Source organism: Mesorhizobium sp. LNHC232B00 (assembly GCF_000502435.1).
Taxonomy (GTDB): Bacteria; Pseudomonadota; Alphaproteobacteria; order Rhizobiales; family Rhizobiaceae; genus Mesorhizobium; species Mesorhizobium opportunistum.
In genome coordinates this window covers 293,404-315,680 of the sequence record NZ_AYWP01000001.1, presented here as the reverse complement: position 1 = coordinate 315,680, position 22,277 = coordinate 293,404, and the positions used below count along the sequence as shown (strand labels likewise).

The window sequence follows — 22,277 nt, the reverse complement described above, 5'->3', positions numbered from 1 at the left end:
ACGGCGTGGCAGCGCTAACGACCGCCGGTAATCCACGACCAGAAACTTCTAGATTTGGTTTTCGCGACCTCGGCCTTCGGCGAAGCGAACGGCTCGACATGACCATCGAAGTGACCTTCGCGCGCCGCCTTGTCGCGCATCCGGCCCCACGCAATCTCGTTCTCCGACATGTCGCCTGCCCAGACCACTGTGTCCATACGGACGAAATAGTGGGACCGGCAGGCGAATGACCAGTTCCCGACAGACGGCGAGAGGCTGACGCTCTCGCCGTCGAAGGTGAGTTGCCAGCCTACCGGGCTAATCGGTGTCACCACCTTGGTGCCACAACCGCAGAAGCAATCATGGACTGCGGTTGCATACGGGATCGAGACATAGAGCACACCGGCCTCGCGGACCTTCGGGACGAATTCCACGAACTCGTGTCGGATCTGAAAGGGTCTCTTCATTCGCAGTCCTCGTTGATCGTCTCGGCGCCCACGAGCACGAAGATGCTGAAGTGTTCGTGGGTGTCGTCATCGTAGAAACTGAAAAGCTTCTTGAACTTGATGACTGCGAAGGCAGCATTCAGAGCGTTGAGTTCCACCACCTGAATGTTTTTGTCGTACTCGTTGACCTCTTCGGCCGTCGTGAACGCGATGCGTTTCCTGTTGTGGACGTGCTCGCGCTTGGTCGGTGTGCTGGTAGTTGTACGTATCTGGCCCCGCAGGCTCTCGTTGTGCACCGTCAGCCCCATGCCCACATCCACGAACGGGATGTTCATTGCCTCCAGTTTTTCGACGATCGGCCGCTTCCCGGTCCCCTCCATGCACAGGAACACGAAGTCAAGGCCCTCCAGCAGGTGAAGGTTCTCAGGGGTAAGCTTGACCTTATGCGGGACGATGCCGCGACGCATCTTGCTGTAAGTACGCGCGTGAAACTCGACCTTGGAGAGCTCCTCATCCAGTTCTTCGCCTGAAGGCGCGCCCGGCGCCCGGAAGGCGTTGTGCTGGACGAACCCGTCGTCGTCGAAGAGGTGGATTTCGCGGACGTGCGTCTTGGCGAGATAGTCCAGGACATAGGAGCCCGTACCACCCAGGCCGACGATGCCGACCTTCAGCGGCTTGAGCTTCAGCGCGATTGCCACGATGTCGGCGCGACTACTGGCAGTGTCCTCATAAAGAAAGACACTGTCGTCCTCTTCGGGCGCGTAAGGCCTGAAGGTTTGCGCCGTCACGCCCGGTTCGATCACTTGCGCCGGGCCTGAGATTTTGGCCACGTAGTGCGCCATCTTGTGGTGGAAATCGTCGTAGCGGTCGGCGGGCTTGGGTTTACAAGAAAAGTTCCAGCGCACCGGCATCCCGTCGATCTTCAGGCCGTCACCCAAGTCGCTGTCGCCAAGCCCTTGGATCTTGCGGCCGTCCTCGTTGCAAGGGTGATCGCCGGACCACTTGGTCTGGTGATCCTTGGGCGGCTTCGCGACGTCGTTGACCACCTCCAGTGGGGCGAACAAGACGCCGCGCTTTACCTGCCGGTTGCTGTCAACGAAGGGCACGTCACGGATCACGAGATATCCCGCGACCACGTCGACGTTGTAGCCCTCGTCGCGAAGCCGCCTCAGCGGCGGGCTACGATCGATCGGTCGCCGTGACATCGAACTTCATCCTGTTTTTGATCTTCACGGAGTGGCCAGCCGTAAGCGTGCCCTTGGGGTTCGCCGGAGGGCCATCACGGTAGGTCACGGTGAATTCGATGCACGTTCCCGTCGGCGGGATGGGGAATGCGATCTTCACCAGTTCCTCGAACGAGAGACGAGTTTCAGTGGTTTCGAAGGGCTCGCCATTGACGCCAACTATCACAGCCTTCTGGCTGTAGAAGTGATCGTCCTTCTTCAGGTCGATCACGGTGTCGTCGCGCGGTACGAGCTTGTCCTCGTGATCACCCGCCACTTCCCGGAACAACTCACGGTGGTTCGGGATCTGGGCCAGCGCGTAGAGCGCTTTGCCCGTTGTGGGGTCGGGCGACTCGAAAATCTCCCGGTCGATATGGATACGCACCAGGTGCGCAGCGACATTGACTGACATTTTACTACTTTCTCCGCTTTCGCGGTGCTTGCGTTTCGCTCTGCCGGATGGCATCTTGCTGTCCGGCCAGACAACACCTAGGCTCTGAAAAACGCCCTGTTCGGCACGAGACCAATCCAGAGCGCGTTGTCTGTCTGGACAACAGAATGGGAGATATTGTGGCGAATGTCAAGGAGGGCGGATGCCGGAGTCTGCGTTAGGAATTTGGCTGAAGGGGCTTCGCGGCGATCTTAGCCTGCGAGAGTTAGCTCAGCGGAGCGAAGTCGACCACGCCTACATCTACCGCCTCGAGACGGGTGCGAAGGAAGCGCCGTCCGACGAGGTGGTGAACAAGCTGCTCGGCGCCCTGGCGCCGTCCGAGCGGGAAGTCAAAATCCTGCGGTTTCTATCAAGTCACCCCAATGTCGACCCCGATCTCGCCGAGTTCGCGAGGGCCGATGATCAAGTTTCATTCGAGGAGTTCCACATGCTTACCACCGTCGTGAACCGTGGCGCCCGCCCCGACTACGCGACCTCCCTTGCCCGCATCCGCCGGTTCATGAGCGAGGACGAAGATGGATGAACTCTCCGTTGCGATGAAGGCGCGCGACTTCATCGCCAAGTGCGGTCCATTGGCGCTTCCGGTCTCAGTAAATGCCTACGCCGCGCAAGTCGGAGGTACCGTGAAGCAGGAAGTGCTTCAGGAACATGAGGACGCGTGGTCGGTGCGGTTGTCGAACGGCAAGTACCGCATTTGCGTGAACTGCGCCCACAATAGCCGTCGGCAGCGCTTTAGCATCTGTCACGAAGTGGCTCACGAAGCCCTTGGCATAGCGGCGGATCATACGTCGCCGAGCTGGAGTTTCACGCGTAGGCCGCCCGGCGAGATCGCCTGCGACGTGTTCGCGGCCGAGCTACTACTTCCCTTCAAGCTGTTTAAGCCGAGAGTCGATGCGGCTGACATGAATTTCGCCGCGATCAGCGACCTGGCCGACGAATTCGACGCTTCCTTGATGTCGACGGGCTCACGTTTCGCCACCTTCTCGCGCGAACTGTGCGCCTTCGTGCTCTCCGAGGGCGGCAAGGTTCGCTACTGCTCGCGTTCCACATCCCTGCGAGGCGCCAAGGCTTGGGTTCGCCTCGGAATGGATTTGCCAAGCGACTCCTACAGCGCCCGGGTGCGGGCGGGGGCAGCGGTGTCAGGCCCCGAGGAAGCCGAGCCGGATCAGTGGTTCGAGGGCTGGGAGCGTGAAGGTTCTCTCTACGAAGACGTCCGCCACCTCGCCGCCTGGGATCAGACCCTGACGCTGCTCTGGTTCGACGATGAAGATCTCCCGCCCCCGCCGGCTGAACGGAAGCGATGGGAGGAGGAGACCTACGGCCTCCGCGAGCTTGACGGCGAGCTGCCTTGGCCTGGCAGGTCGAAACGTAGGAAATAGGAAAGAGCTCGGCCGGCCCGGCGCGCGGCGCGAAACATCCTTCCGTAGAGCCGAGAAAAATCTGACCTTCCCGTAGCACTAAGGGAGTGGCGCTACGAAGGCGGGTTTCACGATCCTGAGGCTTCGGACGCAGAAGACCCGTTAGGCGTAGGCTTCCCCCGATTGTCAGCTCATTGCATCGAGGCCGGCTTCGCTGGCGGCGCCGCGCGATTGGACCTGTATATCCATCCTATCACGCTTCTCGCGATCCGCGGCGCGGTAGACGCCATCAAGCTTTTCGGAGGCTTGACATCGGCGCCGCTCGACCGCGCCAAGGTGCTTGGCCATACATGCGAGCAGAAAAAGCCCGCGGCCGGAGAGATCGTGGCAGCGGGCCAAGCATGGAGTGCTGGCTCAACCAGCATAGGTCAACGGGCGGCGGAGGGGTTGTTGCGATGCTATCGTCCTTCCGTTGAAGAAGCGTCCCATTCAACTACGGGAGGTCGATCTACTTGACGCAACCCTCTCATGGCTGACCGCCGCTTTTCCGCTGCTTCCTCTTGCGCCGCTTGGAACTCTTTGTCAGCTGACCCGTCAATCAAGACCTTTTGTAACCTTACAATGTCGTAATCCCGCCAGACCACGAGACCCATTCGCGCAAGGGCCAACACCATGCCACCAGCCAATGAGCCTGACATAAGGCGGCGCACTTTTTCTGGCCAAAGGGCGGCTACTGATGGAGTCACCACGACGAGGTAGATAAGGGTCCCGACCAACACCACGTTAATCAGCAGGATCGATAGATACTCCTGCTGTAGCTTAACAATTTTTGCGGTCAGGTTTTTTCGCCCTTTCGGTTCAAGGCTCTTCCAGTCCAGTGTCGGCATACCTCGATTAAGGCGCACGAGGACGGCGGCAGCCATTATCGAAAGCGCCACGGTCGTTGGCTGAAAACCCAGAAACAAGTCTTGAAGGTCCACCCGCCACGCGGCCAATCCGGCCGCGAGACCGACAGCTATGAGCGTCAACAGCCTAAACGTCATGCCAGTATCTTACCATCACGAACAAACCGTGAATACACCTCCTGGAGCTGATCGGACACATTGTTGAAATCCAAGAGGTTCGAACCGGCGTGGGGCAGATCGAAGGGCATGTTCGTGCGAAGAATCGCATCACCATCTGAGAGTTTCCCGTCACGACCTTCGACCTGGACGGTGCCGTCCGTTATGTCGGCTAAATCGTTTGCTAGCTTCTTCAGATTCGCCTTCGATTCCTCCGTCCGTTTACCTTGGACCTTCACCGAGGCATCAACCGTTAGATACTCATCTGGTCCTAGACTTGCCACTAAGGACTCGGTTTTAGCGGGACCTAACAGCGCCTCAACGATAGGTAGCGCCTGTTGGAATTGCACAAACCGATCCCCGACAGAGCGAAGCGTTCGGCGGATGACTGACCCTTCGGTTGGGGCATCGATAGTATCGACTCTGAAGCTTGGGACCGTGCTTCCCTTAACCCGGAGATTTCTGATATCGCCGATATCACCCGATAGTTGAGATCGGTCGAATTCCGATTGTAAAGTGAAGTTCCCAGCAGGTGCCAGCCCGTTCGGATGACTTTTAATCAGCCATTCGAAATGACCCCGTAGCAAATCGGACGTCATTCCGCTCGTTTTAACGAAGAAAAGGTGATCGCCAACAGCGAGCCAATATGCCATCCCCCTTAGAAATTGCGATCCCGCAGGCGCCACCCTCTCGTCCAGGTTGAAAACTTCTGCTTTCGTCTTATCGGATAGCTCTACAGTCGAGCGTTGAGACTGCAGCAGCGCCTGGAGCCCCTTTGTGTCGACAAGACAAACTTCGCCAAACACTGCACTAGAAAGATCTGCGACTTTATTTAGAACGAGCTGTCGCGCGCCATCGGTATCCAGCGTCTGCACACGATCCACAACACGTTCCCACAAAGACGCACCCTGCGGATTCTGCTGGTCTAAAACAGACCGACAAAGATGCTCGAGTTTCTTACCTTCATGGTTGGTCCCAATAAAGTGTCTATAATGCACGATATGATAAGCTGATGGCATTTTGCCTCCCCTCGGCCCGGAAGACGGGGAGTTAACATGTAATCCATATGTCTTGGCAATGTAGATTCGAGACTTGACGATGAAGCTGGGATAGGGTCGCCGACGGGAAGGGGTTTCGATGGGGGAACTTGTAGAAGGTGATGACGGCCTCTCGGTCGAAGAAGTCGGCGCATGGGCGAAAGACAAACATCAATCACTGTCGCGCTATGTCGACATTTCCAGAGGCGTCCGTTCTAAATGGCTCGATCCGGGGAAAGCGGGCGCTACCTACATCGATCTCTTCTGCGGCGCTGGACGCGCAAAGGTTCGGCGAACGGGCGAGTTTATCGACGGCAGCTGCGTTGCGGCCTGGAATGCCAGCGTCAACGGGGGAACGCCTTTCTCTGAGGTGATCATCGCCGATGCAGATGACGAGCGCCGCGATCTAGCCGCGCAACGCCTCCGGCGGCTTAAGGCGCCCGTGATAGAAGTTCGTGGAGATGCAGCGATCTCGATCCATGCGGCCATGTCGAGGCTTAAACCTCAAGGCCTGCACTTCGCATTTCTCGATCCCTACAATCTGGCGTCATTCGACTTCGGCGTGATGCAGGAACTGGCAAAACTCAGGTACATCGACATTTTGGTGCACGTGAGCAAGATGGACCTTCAACGCAACCTCGGTATCAACGTGAAGGCGCAGCAGTCCGCATTCGACACGTTTGCGCCCGGCTGGAGATCGGCTGTGGATCTGAGACAGTCGCAACCGGCTATTCGACGTGATGTGTTTAGCTTCTGGAAGCAGAAGGTAGCGAATTTGGGAATCGGCGCTTCTACAGACATGGAGCTTATAACGGGAAGCCGAGGTCAACACCTATACTGGTTGACATTGGTCGCTCGGCACCAACTTGCCCACGCCTTTTGGAAAGTGGCTTCCAACAAGTCCAAGCAGGGCTCGCTTTTCTAAATTGTCGCCGCCGTCGGCATCTCGTCGTAGGTTCGGCCGTTCAGCGTTCGGCCTGTCGCCTTCTTGTTGCGGCCACCCCACTGCTTGAAGAAGAATGCCGTTCCGCTGCGGCGGCACATGGTCTCGATCTCATCGACCCAGCGCGGGTCCATGTCACGGGCGCCCGGCCCAGATTCGCCGCCGACGATAGCCCATTGAATTGCCTTGAGATTGGCGCCCGCGACAGAACCGATCAGCGGCTCGAGAGAGACGAAGCGGATTGCAGCAGGCACGCGGCGCAAGTCGTCGAGGCGGTCGAGCACGCGGCTATCTTCGACACTGGTCCCGAGCCACACATTGGGCAAAACAGGGAAGTCGCCGCGTGTCAGGACGCTCGCCATGACCTCAGGACGCTTGGTCAAAATTTGGTAAGTATGTCGCGGCGTTTCCTGCATCACTGTCCAGACTTGACGGATGAAGTCGGCAGGCACGTCGATATGGAAAAGATCCGACATCGAGTTGACAAAGACCCGACGCGGCTTGGACCATCTCGCCGGGATCGTCAGCGACTTCGGATCGGTCACGACCATACCCGTCCATTTAGCTCGACGGCCCGTCTTGCGGGTGAGGCCGTGATACTTCTGTACGCCCATGGCTTCCAACCGAGCGGCCATACGCATCGCATAGCAGTTAGTGCAGCCAGCAGTCAGTATAGTGCAGCCCGCCACGGGGTTCCATGTCGCGTCAGTCCACTCAATCGAGGTGTCAGCCATAGGACGGTGCTCCTAGCTCGCCATCATGGTTAATCTAGGGTCGTGAAATTTTCGTTGCGCCCGCAACAAACCGTCGCTCTATGTGGGGACTAACGTGTGGGATGCGACGCATTGATCGCCATAGGAGGGCGGTTGCGTCGTTGATCATCAACCCATAGAGACGGGATAAATCAGACAAAAGGACCACCAATGACCAACGAATCCGATACCCGCTCTGCCGAACTAGCTGAGCTAACCGCCGACATTGTCTCAGCGTATGTCAGCAACAATCCATTGCCGGTGTCTGGCTTGCCGGACATGATAGCATCGGTTCATGCTTCGCTGTCTGGACTTGGCACGCCGATCCCGCCTGTCGTTGAGCCGCAAACTCCCGCGGTAAACCCGAAGAGGTCGGTGACGCCGGACTTCATTATCTGCCTCGAAGACGGCAAGAAGTTCAAATCCCTAAAGCGGCATCTTAGCACGGACTTCGGCCTGACACCGGACGCCTATCGCGCCAAATGGAACTTGCCGCACGACTACCCTATGACAGCTCCGAATTACGCCGCTCAGCGCTCGCAATTGGCGAAGTCCATCGGGCTTGGCCGCAAGGCGGAACCCATCGCACCAGCCAAGAAGGCACCTGCCAAGCGGAAAGCCAAAGCGTAGTCCGCCACCACCTGACGCAACGGAAAGACTCAGCTATGTCTGGGGAGCGGCGGACCTGAAAAGGACCGTCCGGCCGGCGCCATTCGGGCAACCTCCCAGCGAGGGCGCCGGCCTTTTTTCCTAGCGGGGCGACAATAGACGATTGCTTCAATTGTCGCTCACTCAATCTGCGGCAGTGCCGGTTTGGTGGTGACTCTAGTAGCTGGTCACTGCCTGCGGCTACCGCTGGCGAACACGTCTCAGGCACCTATCGCCAGCGCCTGATACTGGCACCTGGCCGCTTCGCGATGAGCGACGACGGCCTCGGCTTCCAACTCGTGCCGTGGTCACCGTGCGTTCATCCTCTGATTAACCCATCACTCCTACATTGCGACATGGGGATGAGATTTTGAGAGTAGTTCGCCTCGCGTTTCTTGCGCGCCCCCGCTCAGCCTCTCGGCTGGCTCAAACTCGCCGACAAGCGTCGCCTCATTCCAATTCGTAAACTCTGACGTCAACCCCAAGCACTAACGGGTCGAGGCGACGGTACCGGAGATCGGCCACCTCATTTTCCGGCTGGCCCGGGTCGACCGACTTTGCACACTTTGTTGGCAGTTGATCCGATTTCTATCCGGACATATCCCCTGCTTCTACTCCCTCACTCAGCGGCTTTTATTTCCGATGCGCATACCCACTCATGGCTGCGCAACTGGATGACCAAGGGTTTGGGAGCGTGCTTGAGCCTGCTCACATGTTCCCGACGTCGGACATTTGGAGAGCTTGATGGACAACAGGAAGTTTTTGACAGCTGAGGAAGTGTCGGAACGCTATCGCGGCAGCATCTCTCTTGGAACGCTGCGAAATTGGCGAGCCAAGAGGATTGGACCGGCGTACGTCAAGCTTGGCAAAGCTGTGTTGTATCCAATTGAGGAACTCGAGACGTGGGATCAAAAGAACACAGTGGCGTGCCGTGCGTCAAAGCGATTCAGCATGAACGGCGGTGAGTGAGCGTGATTAGTGACGGAGGAGCATCCAATACCGATCCCTTATTGCGCAAAGCCGAGGGATGCAACGCCTGCGCTCTAGGTTGGGCCGTTCGCGCTAAAAGGCAAGTAACCTATTTCGAATTCTGATGGTAAAATAAATGCTGGAAACGGGCCGCCATCTTCCCGCTCAGACTCCTCTGAATACGCGAGCCAACGTAGTCGCGGCATGTTAATTCGGTTGTCGCTCTGACACGCTATGTCTCGGCCGTTCCCGTTAGTTCCATTGTAATATGCCTGTGGAAAAGAACTCAGCCCTCGCACTAAACGCGTCCACTGCAATAACCTTGTCTAACAAATAGCGTGATTCTACTGCGAGGTTACTCCTTGGCTCGCCATCCTTTTACGTGCTCGGTCGTCATTTCGGCCTCTCTCGTCCTGACTTCCTGCGGAACATACACTCCCGAAATTCAGGAATTTTGGGGCAGTGCTGGGGATGCCGGGGCCATGGAGTCGGCGGTGGCAGCTCAGATTGCATGCGAACTAAGTAGAGAAGTCAACGTCGTATACAACGAGTCCAAAAAACATCCTGAGGGTAGGCAGAACTACGACTTCTTCTTTGGTTGGCTTGCTCAACTCCAGCTTACATTCTACGTGGATGAGCAAACGACCATCAATCCCACGGCGAGTTTTATCTCGAAACTTCATCCTCTTGCTGCGGGAGACACGTTCACCTTAGGACTGAATGCAAGCCACAAGAACGAAGCAACACGTATCGACAAGGTGACGCTGAACTACAAAATCAAGGACTTCATCGGTGATAAACCGAGAGATGGCAACTGCGGAATTGGCAGACGAGAAAAAGGGACAGTTTTTATTCAGAACGACCTCAAGATCGGCGAATGGCTTGAAGCCGCGTTGAACGTGGCTGTGTCAGAAGGCCCTGAGAGCGACATGAAAGCTCATCCCACTTTTCCGAAAACGACCGCTATTTCCCACGACATGAAATTCGACATCGTATGGTCAGGCGGCGTCGCTCCATCGTGGAAGCTTGTCGAGTTTTCAGCGGGTTCCAATCCGTTGTTTGCCAGCTCACGGGACCGATATCAGCAGATGGTGCTTACGCTCGGTCCGCCGGACGACAAGAACCCCAACCTGCTGGGTCCGGCGGCGCAGGTATCCAGTTTGGCCTCACAGATCAACTCTTCCATCCATGACCTAGGAAGGATCACGCCATGAGTAGCCCTTCGAAATCAGACCCAGAAAAGTCTAGCAAAAAGGAAAGTCCGCGCCGACGCACTCCGAAGCCACTTTTGGAGTTGCTTGCCGCTGATTTGAAGGAAGACAAGAGGCATGGCTATCTTTGCTTCATGATCATCAATCAGAGAGGATATTTCTGCAAGACTGATCCCGCGACAGGCAAATGCGACGAGCATAATTGTATACCTGCTGATGACCACGATGGAGCGATTGCCGCGCTCGCTCTGTCCGACGAATAGTCGAAGCTCCACCTGCTCGACTACCGCCGCCAACGATCATTACCCTTCCAAACCATGGGCAATCTCGTTGCCGAATGGATGCAGCCACTCCGCAAGCAGGCGCATCGTGCGGCCGTCTCCGTTGCAGACGAACGCCTATTCTTTTGCAATTAAAGGCCCGAACCTGAGACCCGACCAGAAGCTGAACGCTACGCCATCGGCATCCACGAACTTGGGGTTGTCGACAGTGCCTAATGCGGCGGTAGCTCGGTCTACATCGTGGCGCTCCAGAGCTGCGTGATCAGCATTTGAGCGGGCAACCGTTTGGTATTTTGCCGGCACCTCCCATCTTGTTGCATCGTTGTTCGTCAGAGCGGCGATCCTCCTGCACGTGTCAGCTACGTCACGTGCATACTTTGGGCCGTATCCGGGCATCGTCGCTTCAACGCTCGTATCTGTCATGAGGTTCTCTTGCAGCTTGTCGAGGCGAACTGGGCGAACGTAAGATTGGAATTGTGAATCGGTGTCGCCCTAAGTGCAAGACAGGACACGAGGTGACGGCGTTGATATGTGGCCGACATCACTAAGCCGGAGAACACGTACTCAAAGCTTTCCGGCGCGTTCCACGGAATCGCGATAACCTTGAGTGCGCTTAACGGCATAGCGGTCAATGGATGTTCCGGCCGACGCACGCGCTGTCCCCCTACAAAGCAAAGACCGTCGTCGAGAGGAAGCACCTCCCCCAAGCTTATGCGGAGTTGCTCCCCTATCGTGGGCTGCGCGTATACATGCACGAAGCCAGCAACGGCAGGCCCCCCGATGCGTTCTCCATTCAGCAGGAAACCCTCTCCGCCAAACGCGAGGCTCTGGCGTGCCCTATGTCGATATCGACAGCTCTGAGCTAAGTGTCCATGACCTCAGCGCTGTTGCAGATTGGACTGCAGATACGGGCGCGGGTGTTTCACCGTACTCCGCCCACTGCACCGTGATGGTTCACCCGCTTGGAAGCAGATCGCTGTCAGCCATCAGGACTACAGCGGCGAGATCCGAGTTCATCGTGACTAGACCAATGCCTCTGAAGCTAAGCGAGTGTGTTGCCGGCCTCCGGCGAAGGCTTGCATGATGGTATCCGCAGGACGCGATCGTTTCCAAGACCTTCCCACGATCAATACCAACCAAGAAGTACTCACATTCCGATACGTTCAATCCTGAACAGACCGAAAGTATTGACATGTCACTTCCCTTGAAACATATTGGTGGATATTCCGCTTGTGGAGGGCAGTCTTATGTCCAAAGGTGTGTTTGCAAAGCAGAATTCCGAAGTCGGGAAAATGCGCTTGGCAGGGGAGTTGAGGGAGAATTTGGCGGCAACGCAAACGTCTCAGACCTCTGGAACTAAAAAACCCAGTGCTCAAATTTTGACATTTGACGCCAATCTCGACGCGACACTGCCTGACATCCCCGTTATGTGGGAAAAGTCGACCTGCTGCTAAGCGGCGCCGAACACCTTCGAACGACGCTCCCAGGAGGACCCTTCCAGCCCGAATTGGGGAGGTATTGGCGTGAACTATTCGGTCGGTCGCCCCCTCAATTTGAATGCCGTTCCTATTGGTTCTGCGGTTAGGCTGAGGCGTCATCGTCGCGTCCTTCTTGAAAGCCATACCCTATTGCTGGCGGAGGACTCTCCTGGATGGGCTTTGCTTCCTGATGACGGAAGGGACCTTTTGGCTGAGATGGTCGAGACGACCGTGGGAGCGCTACTTCAATCGACTACGGCTGTGGAGTTGAAGGAGATTGCCACGCGCCTCTATGCAGCTGGGCTATTGGAGGTGGGCGGTGCTACGGGCATTTCATCGGGCATGACGGGGGCTCAAACATCCGCCCTCCAGTCTTCTTCCGACGAAACACCTCCCTTTCCAAGCACACTCCTAGTCAAGCTGACTGGTGCATGCAATTGGGCGTGCACATACTGTTATGACTATGATCGTAGGCGGTTTCGAGAGAGCCTGGAGCTTGGCGACGTTGCACCAGTAATAGAACAGATGGCGAACAACCATAAGCATCTGAACATCATCTTTCATGGTGGTGAACCATTGCTGCGGTTCAAAGAGTTGAAGGCGATACTGGGCTTCGCCAACGAAGTCTGCGCAGCACGCGGCGCTACGGTTCGATTCTCCATCCAGACAAACGGCTCATTCCTGGATGAGGATGTGATTTCATTTCTGCAGCAAAATTCCGTGGAAGTGGGGATGTCAATCGACGGCCCCTCCGAGCTCAATGACCAGAACCGCATTGATCACCTAGGGAGAGGCACCTCTGCCCAGTTCGAAAAGCTATTTGACCTCTTTCCGGATTTCATGCGGTCCAAGGTTGGTTATATAACTACCGTAACTTCCACTAATGTGGACAAACTGTCGCAAGTGGCTGATTACTTAAGAAATCTCGGTGTTACATCTTGGAAAACGGCAATTTTTGATATGGAAGGCCGCGCGCGGAATGCATCGCAACTTGCTCCAGACTTGAACGCCTACATCACATTTCTGCTTCGAGCTTTGGACGATTGCGCAGCTGGGCGCTGGTTCGGATTTAGGTACAACAATATTCTAGAACTACTAGACAATGTTTTTTCAGTCCGGCGGTCAAACATGTGCCTAAAGTTTCCATGTGGTGCAGGGAGGGAGTTCCTTGTAGCCGCCGCGGACAAAACGATAATGGCCTGCGATGCTACCTACCATCCATCTTTCGTGATTGGGACGCTCGGCGATGAGGTTGCGGCGGCACAGGTCTCAGCAAATGGGAGAGCATTGTCGGAACGACAAGATTGGCTACTGCATGAAGCTGAATGTGCTACCTGCCCATGGTTTCACTACTGCGCAGGAACGTGCATGGCGAAAGCCGTTATCCAGCATGGAACGGTAAAGGCTGTAGACGACTTCGAATGCTCTGTGCGCAAAGCGATCTTTCCGGCTATGTTTGAGAGCCTTGCGAACCCTAGTTCGAAGCTACGCGACTACTACCTGAGTAGTCGGCGCCGCTCGCCGATGAAGGCGGTCAGCGCATGAAAGTAACGGGCGAGAGTTGGGAGAACTGGCTTTACCCAATGCTTCTGAGCCCGCCGGCACAGCTTGCCCGTAGCGTGATATCGAGACGACTCTTCGTTGATTTGGCAGATACCTTTCTGCGAAGGCGCTATAACATCCTCGATAGCGGATATTTTCAATCCGCTACAATAGGGGCGCGCTACGCTCTGCTACTTGACGACACAAGCGACTTCGAAAGGCGGCACCTTCAATACGTCATCGGTTTTTTCTTAGAGATGGCCGACATGATGGATGCTCCTCGGAAATCCATTAAACGCCGAATTGAGACGGGGCTTGTTCTCCGTCTCGACGGCCTTCGCCGGGCACTCAGCAGCGGCCGGCCGATACTTGCCCCCACCATCCAGACATCAGTCCCTCTGCATATTCTGTTCGCAAACCTGCCTGACAACGTTTCTTACAAACTTATTTTGCACCGCCAGCACCCTGGCATACCCCAGATTTTGACAAAAGCGGACCCGGCGTGGAGTTTCGTCTTCCTGGATGATCGACCAGGGCGTGCAATCCTTGAGGCCTTTCGTTCCAGCCAAGTAGTCGTTTGCAACATAGATTATGCCTATCCTGGCTCAGAGGTGGTGATTGCAAAAATTTTCACACGTGCTGGAGTCGTCCCGAGCGGAATATTCCGAGCGGCACGCCGTCACAATGCTCAAGTTGTCCCGATCGTTGTCTCGCGAAGCGAAGGCAGAGTCGTGATTTCCGCCGAAGATATCCATGAATGGGATCATCACTCCGAAACGCCACTTGGAGACATGCTCGCCCGGATTCAGCCCATTTTCGACTCAGCGGTGGCGCAAGCACCTCCAGCATGGATGGGGTGGGGGAATCTCGCGGCTCGCTGGAGAATGGCCGCTGGGATTCTACGTCAGACGGATGCGAAACATGCCCTCTGATGTACTCTTGGTTTCCCCACCGGTTGGCAACTTCGCGCAGGTGCATCCAGCCATATGTGTGCTGACCGCTTACCTGCGATCAAAAGGAGTCACGGCGACCCAACGCGATCTGGCGATTGAGTGCTTTCATCACTATCATTCGTCTAAATACCTGTTGGCGCTCCGTGACAAGGTTCGCTCGAGTGCGGAGCAAGATGGCCGGCTAGATGCTCTTACACAGAGCGAGGCTAAAAGTTTGGCAACAAAGGTCCGCCTAACACTGCTTCTGGATAGGGTCGGCCGGGAGATCGGAAGTATCATAGAGGAACTGCGTGATCCGGCCATTCTTGATGAACCAATACGACTAGCGAGGGCCTTACGCACGTTGAAGGACGCCGGACGGGCAATTACGGCAGCTCATCCTGGACAACACTTCAGCTTTCAGGAATTCCGGGTGGACGGAGTATACGATAGCTGGGAGAACCTTCAGAGAGCGGTGACGAGCCAGGAGGCCAACCTTCTCTTAGATTTCGTTGATTCGACCCCATTGCCCGACGCCAAGCTTTTAGGTCTCTCAGTCACTTACCCGGACCAACTTTTACCGGCCCTCTGCATTGCCAGGAAGTGGCGTGAAATGTTTCCATTGCGCCGCATCGTTTTCGGCGGGAGCTATATGACGCGGATGGCGCAATCGTTCACGTCAGAGAGACGGTGGTTCGATTTCTTCGACTATCTTGTCCTAGGGGATGGTGAAGACGCTCTTCTATCGCTCGCAGAACTCGGTGAAAATGGTACTGCAGACGAACAGGCCAAAATCCCGAACCTCCATTTCGTTGCAAATGGAAGCATTCAAAAGAGCCATAGAATTGCGCGTACCAAATTGGATGATCTGCCGATACCCATGCTGGAGTTCGACGGCATCGACCACGCTACCTATGTAGCGCCTCATCCCATAGTTGCCCTACCGATTTCTAAGGGTTGCTATTGGGGAAAGTGCACGTTTTGCAATATCTCAAACCAATCTGAGGAGCCGTACCGATTCCGCGCGGTGGAAAATGTAGTAGCTGACATTGAGGCGCTCAGCGCTGTGGTCGGTACAAGGTACTTCGATTTTTGCATTGACGCATACCACCCCAAAGGGCTTGCCGAGCTGGCAACGGCTATCTCAAAAGCCAAGCTCAATATCCTCTGGAATGCCGAGGTCCTGCTCGACCGCAATTTCGACACAGCTCGCTTGACCCAAATGGCTGAAAGCGGCTGCAAGCACCTTCGCTTCGGGCTAGAATCCGTTAACGAGAGCACGCTTGCGGCCATGAACAAACGCAACGATCTTGAGATTGTAAAGAGGATCTTAGGTGATTGCTATGACCTAGACATCAAAGTCAGCCTGATGAGTATAATTGGCTTCCCGACCGAAACTGAAGAGGACGCTTGGCGCACCATCAGGTTTTACCTGGACAATGCAGAGAAGATTTCTTTTGTAACTTTGCACAGGTTCAATGTTTCGGCTGGCTCTCCCCTCATGTATAATCCAAAACTAGCAAATATCGAATTGATAGCTGAACGTGGGTTAATCCAACCAAGATTTTCCTACCGCAACAGAAACAAGGACGGTATGCCCCCCGAACGAGTTGCGACTGTGGTGTGGCAAATGGAAAATTCGATCAAAGACAGATACCCGCAACATGCGGAGATCCACACAGTTGGGATTGGTGGTTGGCTGACCTTCCTTGCTTGCTGTCGCCAGAGAGTCTCCTTTTTCAAACAGCCCGTTGCGATACCGCACCTGAGTAGGTCTCTTGAGTCAGAAAACAGTTTACGAGAAAGATCGGTAAACTTCACGTTTGACTTAGTTTCAGTGGAGTCCATCGCAAGAGGCGCCAAAGCCTCCCGGCATGAACTGTCTGGGTCCCGCGCTGCGCTTTCAGAAGACGACTCAAAAGTCTTTGTCCTTAGAACTTCTGAGGAACACATGGTCGAGAAGCCGGAGGACTAGTCTCACGCGAGGCAATGTTCAAAAAATAAACTGATGTGCAGCAAGAGAGGAGCTCCAAATGAGCGTACAATATGTAGACTTGAACGCAGCCATCGCCATAGAAATTCTTGTACCTAAAGCGGTTCCAGACGGCGACCGACAAAAGTTTGAGGAAGCGGCAGTTCAGTTCCTGCTTGGCCCTGATCTGCTTCGCCCAGAACTCATTGCCAATTTGGAGCGTAGAGGAATAAGCGCGAACAGTCTTGCGGCCGCATATGCTGAGCCATCACTCGGCATATGTCCCGCGCCTGGTGATCGTGAGTTCATTCCTGGTCCTAAGACCAGAAAGCTCTTGGCCGATCGGAAACTGTCGGCCCTCCGTGGGGGGTCCGTGCACATCGACTTCAAATACGATCAAGCGGCCAAAATGAAATATCCGTCTGAGGTGATCTACGTACGTCTACAAGTGCCTAAGATCTTCATCGACGACGTCGATGAAGAAGTCACCGGCGAAATTATCGAGGCGATCTTCGGTGATTGTGATCTTCCACCTCGCGTTAAGAACTTTCTCTCAGCTAACGGAATCGATCTGGCTGAATTGGCGATCAGCGCCGACAGGAAATTCGGAGATGGAAAGATCCCTCCAACTACCCGTCTCGACAAGGTTCTCGCCAGTAGACTGAAGCGAGGGGGATTCGACATCGACCAATTTGGAAGAATCGAAGTGATCGAAGTTACCGCCGTTTAGTGAGCCGATCGCGATGCGCAATCTTTATTAGAATTGAGGCTGTCCGCGGACAGTCTCTTGAGGAATTGACTGTGCCCGGATTGTTGGATGACCGTGCTTGTATAGTGCTGATTGTTTCTGGCTCACTTGCAGCGTGCAATGCAGCAGGGCTTGCCAGTTTGTTGAGGGAGCGTATCGGTTTGGCGACTTTCGTGGTTCTTACGAAAGGTGCTAGGAGGTTCGTTACGACGGACGCCATCCGCTACGCAGGGGAAGCCACCGCGGTGGTGACGGACAACTCCGAGCCGCTGTTCGGACGTCCCGATCACATTTGGCTTGCCAGTCACGCGCTTGGCATTCTGGTGTATCCTGCAAGTGCGGATTTCATTGGCAGGACAGCGTGCGGTTTGGCGACGGATGTCGCGTCAACGACTTTTCTGACAGGTCACCACAAGCCCCGCATGGTTGTCCCGTCAATGAATTCCATGATGTGGTCCAATAACCTCTTACAAAGGAATCTGAACGTACTTCGCGAGAACGGGGTAGAAGTAGTCGATACAAACGAGGGTCAAGCTCCCGACGTCGCCGGTGTATGCAGCTTGTTTGAATCTCTTATCGAACCGTCGTTGGGGAGGGTCTGACCTCACGCAACAGATCGCATTCGCGGTGAAGGCGAGCCACTTCGTGGCAGCGCCGAGCCGACCCGGCTCGCGAAATGAAGAGGCTAAGCTTTCAGCTTGTCGCTACAAAGGACGTCGAGCCCTTAGCCAGGTCCTTTCGCTTGGTGCTGATGCTAGCCCAGAGCCAGTTACATCGGCAGGCCGAGACAACAAGGCTATAGAGAAACCTCTCCTTATAGCTCAAACTGAGCGGACGACGCGCAGGTCTACATGATGGCGGGATCCCGCCAGCCTAGATATGTTCAACAATATCGAGCACTTTCTTCTAGGGTCAAATTGTGTCCTATGTACAATTCCGTCTCATTTAGGGCTCTGCCGCCGTCGTGACAACGGACACTATTTTGGGGGATCAGGGCAGATGTGTGGGCTTTTTGGTATTGTCGCCCAGAACATTCGAGCGTCCGAACTCATTTCGCCAGTCTCCTTAATCCGTTCGCGAGGCCCGGACGACGTCCAAATGATGACGAAGGACTGGTTCGCCCTTGGCTTCACGCGTCTCGCGATTATGAGCTTGGAGAATGGAAAGCAGCCGGTCATAAGTTCCAACGGAGACATTGTGTTAGCCTTCAACGGCGAGATATACAACTTCGACCTTCTACTCAGGCAATACGACATTGATCGGCAATCTTGTGAGGCTGATTTATTATTGGTGCTATATATTCGTTTTGGTTCAGATTTCACTAAGTTAATAGATGGAGACTTTTCTATTGTTGTTCTTCAGCAAAGTAGCAAATCTTGTCACCTCTTTCGTGACCCAGTAGGCGTAAAGCCTTTATATTACGCCCCGCTAAATGACGGCGGGTGGGCGTTCTCCTCGGCAGTATCTGCCTTTTTTGCAATTCCGGGGTTCTCGTGCGAACTCGATCCAATTGTCGTGCAAGAACGAATGGTCCTTGGCTTCTGGTCAGAAAACAGAACTTGCTTCCGGACCATCCGGCAGTGCCCGCCAGGCAGCCATGTTACTCTATCCGCTAGCAGGCCACCCTCCATTCGCGACGCTGCGCGGCCCCTCAAACAATCGAGACTCCTCGCTAGCCTTGACCCGATTGGGAACGCGGTACAACAGACCACAGAATATCTACGAGCAGCCGTCGCAAAGCGAGTCCGCCATTCCTCCCATTTTCCCGTAGTGATGTCCTTGTCCGGGGGAATCGATTCGACGCTTATGACAGCGCTCGCAGCGCAAGACTTTCCTTCACAGGTAAGCGCGATCACTATCGCCGACCGCCCCGACACCGACGACGTTAAGTACAGCGCCCTTTTTGCCGCGGCAACAAATATGACACATTTCGTATACAATCTATCGATCGACGAATTCAAACATAACTTTGCCGCAATGGTATTGGCTCAAGGTACCATTTCATCAAGCTATTCCGGATACCAGATTGCCAAGGCCGTTCGACTGAGATGGCCGGATGCGAAGGTGCTTCTTATGGGGGAAGGCGCCGATGAGATATTCCTAGGGTATTCCATATTTGCCAACTTTCGCGAATATGTTTCCGGCGTAAATGCTAAGCTTGAAAAGGTGCCGAACGAAATTGTTGAGTCTTCGGAATTACTGAGTAGAGTAAACAATTGGTCCAAATTGCCGCTTACGGATATCTGGCTAGATCTGATTCAACTTTTTCAGCGCGATCAGCTCGTAAATTCTCATTTGCTGGGATGCGATCATGGGCCCATGGCCCACGGAATTGAGTGCCGCGTCCCATACTTGGACACGGATTTGATCTCAATAGCAGCCGAAATTCCGCCTCGGATACATAGCGTGCTTCAGAGGCCAAAGACGCTGTTGCGGTTGGCACTTGCAACGGTACTTCAGCAGCACCAAGTGTTAGCGAAGCAACTGCTCGCCCGCCGAACTTCACCAGCGTTTATGGCAACGAACAGATGTCGGCGGTGGCTAAGCGAATTTGTGAAAGCGAAAACTTCAGTTTCTCGATTTCGGCACCCGGCGCTCCACGAACTCAGTCTCGATCCTGCGGAAAAGTTTTGGATCGGCGCGCTGATCGTAATATTCCAAGAACGCTGCGGTCGTATCGACGGCCTTTCGTTCGAGGATTTGACAAGTGCGATCTTTGAGAGTTGACTATTCTACACGCAATAGAGAGACGGCCCTATTCGCCGTTGCTTGGTGGGTTTTCGATATGACAAACTCGGCTATCGCAAGAGCGCTACGTTTCCCAATGCAGGAGGTTACCGCTCGATATGCCAACGAGCAGGGCCTTCCATTTGATGTTGCAGTGGAGCATGAAAGAGAACTGAAGCGGTACCTTGCGCTTTGCGCTTCGAATTCTGATGGCTTCTACGGGATGCGAGGGCCAATCGACGAGTTCTGGCATACGTTTGTAGTATTCACTCGCCAGTATGCGGATTTTTGCAACGTGGTAGCAGGCCAGTTTATCCACCATATCCCGGGCGAACTTGTCGACTCGGATAGCGAGCCTCCTGCCCCTAGAGAGGATGGCGCGAACATTGTTGACGGATACAAGAAGTTTCTTGCTGACTACGAAACTGTTTTTGGTGAAGTGCCTCCTGCACACCTTTGGCCCAGGCCGATGCCTACTGAAACCTTAGCGTATGCCGCCGCGGGATGCGTGTGCAGCTGTGGCTGTCGATGCATCGCATAGGTCTCTAAATATGATTCCCTTCGATTGACTCGCAAATGCGGATACTAATTGTAGGAAAGTACCCACCGATCGAGGGAGGGGTAAGTCGACGCGTTTATTCAACTGCGCGAACTCTCGCTGAGCGCGGCCACGTCGTGTATCTGCTTACCAATGCGCGGGAGGTCGAAGCGAGTTTCAGACAGTGCATCCTCGATGACGATAGCGAGATGGAATCGACGACCTCGCGGATTAGCGTTTTCCACGTCGAAGAGATTTCAGAGCGGGCCTACATTCCATTTGCAAATCCATACGGGTCGAAGCTGTTCGGGCTTGGACTTTCGATCGGGCGTGACTTTCGACCTGATATTGTCGTTGGATGGTATTTCGAACCGTATGGGCTCGTTGCCGCTCAAGTAGCTCGCGCGTTGAACCTTCCGTATATCGTGTGTCACGCAGGAAGTGATATCGGTAGGCTCGCACAACACCACAATCTGAAAAGCGCATACGAATGGATGCTCGAGCATGCGTCCGGTGTTCTGACCTCTGGACACTCTCCCAGCGTTAGGGCCAAGCTAAGTGATTTGGGAATACAAGAGAGTAAACTGTTCGAACTGCCAATTGCTCGCGTCGAGACGATGTTCTCTCGTCCAAGCCGGCAAGGGCGGCCCACCATCGAGATGTATCGGAAGCAGTTTCGGGAATGGGTCACGCCAATTGGACTCGAGCCCGCGCTCCTCGAACAGCTCACTAATGCAAATGAGCCTCCCATCGATTGGAGCATTCCGACTATCGCCACGTATGGGAAGGTGGGAACGGTCAAGGGAAGTTTCGATCTCGTTTCTGGACTTGCTGCCTTGGCGCAGGATGGGCTAAGGTTCAACTTTCTAACCGTGGCCGGTGGGTGGCGCGAGGTCTTGCAACGCTACTATAGCGAGATCGCGGCTCATCCGTCGTTGCTAAAACGCACAACATTTCTGCCGTTGGTTGCACCGTGGCATGTGCCAGATCTGATTACGTCGAGCGACGTTGTATGCTTTCTTGAGAGAAACTTTCCGATTGAGTTCCATGCTCCCCGAGTGCCGCGCGAGGTTTTGGCCACTGGCACCTGTTTGGTCTGCTCAAGTGAAGTTGCGCGAAAGCAACCATTTGCAGAAAGTCTTGTCGACGGCAAGAACTTCATCGAGATAACCGATCCAACAAATATCTCTGAGGTGGCGAAGCGCTTGGGTGCACTGATTGAAGATAGAATTGCTTGTAAAGTAATTGGAAAACATGGATATTACTTGTCATCTACCTGTGAGCGATTCTTTCATCCTCACCCCGTTGCAGCTGCAATAGAGCAAATTGGACGTTCCGTGCTTCCTGCGAACACCAATGAGGCGGACTTTCAGATCAATCCATTACCGACAGCTTGAATGATTTGCTGCCTTTGAGCTTGCAAGATATATCATAGTGTCACCAATGGCCGTGGTACGAGGGGCAGACCACGGATCGCTGATCGTCCAGATATCGTTCTGATGCCGAGCGACCATCGCCTCACCAGCCGCGAGCAATTCACCCGCAGGAATTGGCCGGCGAGATTTTCATCGGTGGTTCGAACAAGGCCACAGTGCTTCACAGCGTGACTAAAAGCTATGGCCGCTGCGGGCTCGACAACAAACAGGATCATGGAGTGGACAACCTTACGATGACCATGTCGCTCGTTGCGTCCAATCGTGGGTTGTTGCCAATGCCTGCGCCAACAGCCTGCTGCCGTGGTAATCGTTAGCCATCCGCTGGAGGGCGAAGCGCCAACAATCGAACTGGTTATCGGCTACACCTATGCAACATCGCCGACCCTCACGCTGTTCCTGTCACGAGCGGACGAACTTATCGCCGGCATATCAAAAGAGCGAAACGACCCAGTCGATAGGAGTGAGAGAAATGCGCCCTGAAGGAGCATCTTGGGCGCTAGATCGGCCATGGCGCCAGCGAGAAAAATGAGCGTTCGGAATCCATG

Annotated in this window: 19 protein-coding genes and 1 pseudogene; 14 read left to right on the top strand and 6 right to left on the bottom strand. The window is 54.8% G+C overall.

The window, feature by feature from the left end:
- Positions 1–14: 14 nt before the first annotated feature.
- Genes X743_RS167055 through X743_RS1000000169755 form a run of 3 tightly spaced genes read right to left on the bottom strand, consistent with a single transcriptional unit; the run spans position 15 to position 2,060 of the window.
- Positions 15–446 carry a DUF6527 family protein gene (locus X743_RS167055; protein ID WP_023763552.1) on the bottom strand — a complete coding sequence of 144 codons (432 nt, stop codon included), beginning with the start codon at positions 444–446 and terminating at the stop codon, positions 15–17.
- Complete coding sequence (locus X743_RS167060) at positions 443–1,630, bottom strand: ThiF family adenylyltransferase (protein ID WP_023763551.1); 1,188 nt, start codon at positions 1,628–1,630, stop codon at positions 443–445. The genes X743_RS167055 and X743_RS167060 overlap by 4 nt, the downstream gene beginning before the upstream one ends.
- Positions 1,605–2,060, bottom strand: a complete 456-nt coding sequence (locus X743_RS1000000169755; protein ID WP_023763550.1) for a multiubiquitin domain-containing protein — start codon at positions 2,058–2,060, stop codon at positions 1,605–1,607. The genes X743_RS167060 and X743_RS1000000169755 overlap by 26 nt, the downstream gene beginning before the upstream one ends.
- A gap of 181 nt (positions 2,061–2,241) precedes the next feature.
- Here X743_RS1000000169755 and X743_RS167065 point away from each other — a divergent pair, with 181 nt between their 5' ends.
- A complete protein-coding gene (locus X743_RS167065) occupies positions 2,242–2,622 on the top strand; it encodes a helix-turn-helix transcriptional regulator (protein WP_023763549.1) in 381 nt (126 codons plus the stop codon).
- Entirely contained in the window at positions 2,615–3,478 is an 864-nt protein-coding gene (locus X743_RS167070) for an ImmA/IrrE family metallo-endopeptidase (protein WP_031257364.1), read from the top strand. Before X743_RS167065 ends, X743_RS167070 begins: the two co-directional genes overlap by 8 nt.
- A 437-nt stretch (positions 3,479–3,915) precedes the next feature.
- On the opposite strand, the gene X743_RS167075 is transcribed toward X743_RS167070, so the two are convergent.
- A complete protein-coding gene (locus X743_RS167075) occupies positions 3,916–4,500 on the bottom strand; it encodes a hypothetical protein (protein WP_023763546.1) in 585 nt (194 codons plus the stop codon).
- Positions 4,497–5,537, bottom strand: coding sequence for a hypothetical protein (locus X743_RS167080; RefSeq protein WP_023763545.1), 1,041 nt, complete (start codon positions 5,535–5,537; stop codon positions 4,497–4,499). The genes X743_RS167075 and X743_RS167080 overlap by 4 nt, the downstream gene beginning before the upstream one ends.
- Before the next feature lie 118 nt (positions 5,538–5,655).
- Here X743_RS167080 and X743_RS167085 point away from each other — a divergent pair, with 118 nt between their 5' ends.
- Positions 5,656–6,480: a three-Cys-motif partner protein TcmP gene (locus tag X743_RS167085; RefSeq protein WP_023763544.1), complete on the top strand. Its 825-nt coding sequence runs from the start codon at positions 5,656–5,658 to the stop codon at positions 6,478–6,480.
- On the opposite strand, the gene X743_RS167090 is transcribed toward X743_RS167085, so the two are convergent.
- Entirely contained in the window at positions 6,477–7,232 is a 756-nt protein-coding gene (locus X743_RS167090; protein WP_023763543.1) for a DUF5131 family protein, read from the bottom strand. The genes X743_RS167085 and X743_RS167090 overlap by 4 nt on opposite strands.
- Positions 7,233–7,421: 189 nt before the next feature.
- Between X743_RS167090 and X743_RS167095 the strand changes: the two genes are divergently transcribed.
- From X743_RS167095 to X743_RS167150, 11 genes and pseudogenes are all read left to right on the top strand, one after another.
- On the top strand, positions 7,422–7,880 hold the full coding sequence (locus tag X743_RS167095; protein WP_023763542.1) for a MucR family transcriptional regulator: 459 nt from the start codon (positions 7,422–7,424) through the stop codon (positions 7,878–7,880).
- A 215-nt stretch (positions 7,881–8,095) separates the two neighbouring features.
- Positions 8,096–8,218, top strand: a pseudogene (locus X743_RS1000000171855) (DUF3363 domain-containing protein); the annotation flags it as partial.
- Between the two features lie 424 nt (positions 8,219–8,642).
- The gene (locus tag X743_RS0135270) at positions 8,643–8,867 is read left to right on the top strand and encodes a helix-turn-helix domain-containing protein (RefSeq protein WP_031257363.1); all 225 of its coding nucleotides are present in this window, start codon (positions 8,643–8,645) and stop codon (positions 8,865–8,867) included.
- A gap of 482 nt (positions 8,868–9,349) precedes the next feature.
- Positions 9,350–10,081, top strand: coding sequence for a hypothetical protein (locus tag X743_RS167100; RefSeq protein ID WP_023763541.1), 732 nt, complete (start codon positions 9,350–9,352; stop codon positions 10,079–10,081).
- Positions 10,078–10,341 (top strand): hypothetical protein, encoded by a 264-nt coding sequence (locus X743_RS1000000172685; RefSeq protein ID WP_198028401.1) that lies wholly within the window; start codon positions 10,078–10,080, stop codon positions 10,339–10,341. Before X743_RS167100 ends, X743_RS1000000172685 begins: the two co-directional genes overlap by 4 nt.
- A 1,541-nt stretch (positions 10,342–11,882) precedes the next feature.
- On the top strand, positions 11,883–13,382 hold the full coding sequence (locus X743_RS167120; RefSeq protein WP_156934370.1) for a radical SAM protein: 1,500 nt from the start codon (positions 11,883–11,885) through the stop codon (positions 13,380–13,382).
- On the top strand, positions 13,379–14,311 hold the full coding sequence (locus tag X743_RS1000000172680) for a hypothetical protein (protein WP_023763535.1): 933 nt from the start codon (positions 13,379–13,381) through the stop codon (positions 14,309–14,311). Before X743_RS167120 ends, X743_RS1000000172680 begins: the two co-directional genes overlap by 4 nt.
- On the top strand, positions 14,301–16,286 hold the full coding sequence (locus X743_RS167130; RefSeq protein ID WP_023763534.1) for a radical SAM protein: 1,986 nt from the start codon (positions 14,301–14,303) through the stop codon (positions 16,284–16,286). Before X743_RS1000000172680 ends, X743_RS167130 begins: the two co-directional genes overlap by 11 nt.
- A gap of 58 nt (positions 16,287–16,344) precedes the next feature.
- Positions 16,345–17,013 carry a hypothetical protein gene (locus X743_RS1000000171850; RefSeq protein ID WP_156934369.1) on the top strand — a complete coding sequence of 223 codons (669 nt, stop codon included), beginning with the start codon at positions 16,345–16,347 and terminating at the stop codon, positions 17,011–17,013.
- Between the two features lie 897 nt (positions 17,014–17,910).
- On the top strand, positions 17,911–19,758 hold the full coding sequence (locus X743_RS167140) for an asparagine synthase-related protein (RefSeq protein ID WP_084555404.1): 1,848 nt from the start codon (positions 17,911–17,913) through the stop codon (positions 19,756–19,758).
- Between the two features lie 576 nt (positions 19,759–20,334).
- Positions 20,335–21,693 (top strand): glycosyltransferase, encoded by a 1,359-nt coding sequence (locus X743_RS167150; RefSeq protein WP_023763527.1) that lies wholly within the window; start codon positions 20,335–20,337, stop codon positions 21,691–21,693.
- Positions 21,694–22,277 lie beyond the last annotated feature (584 nt).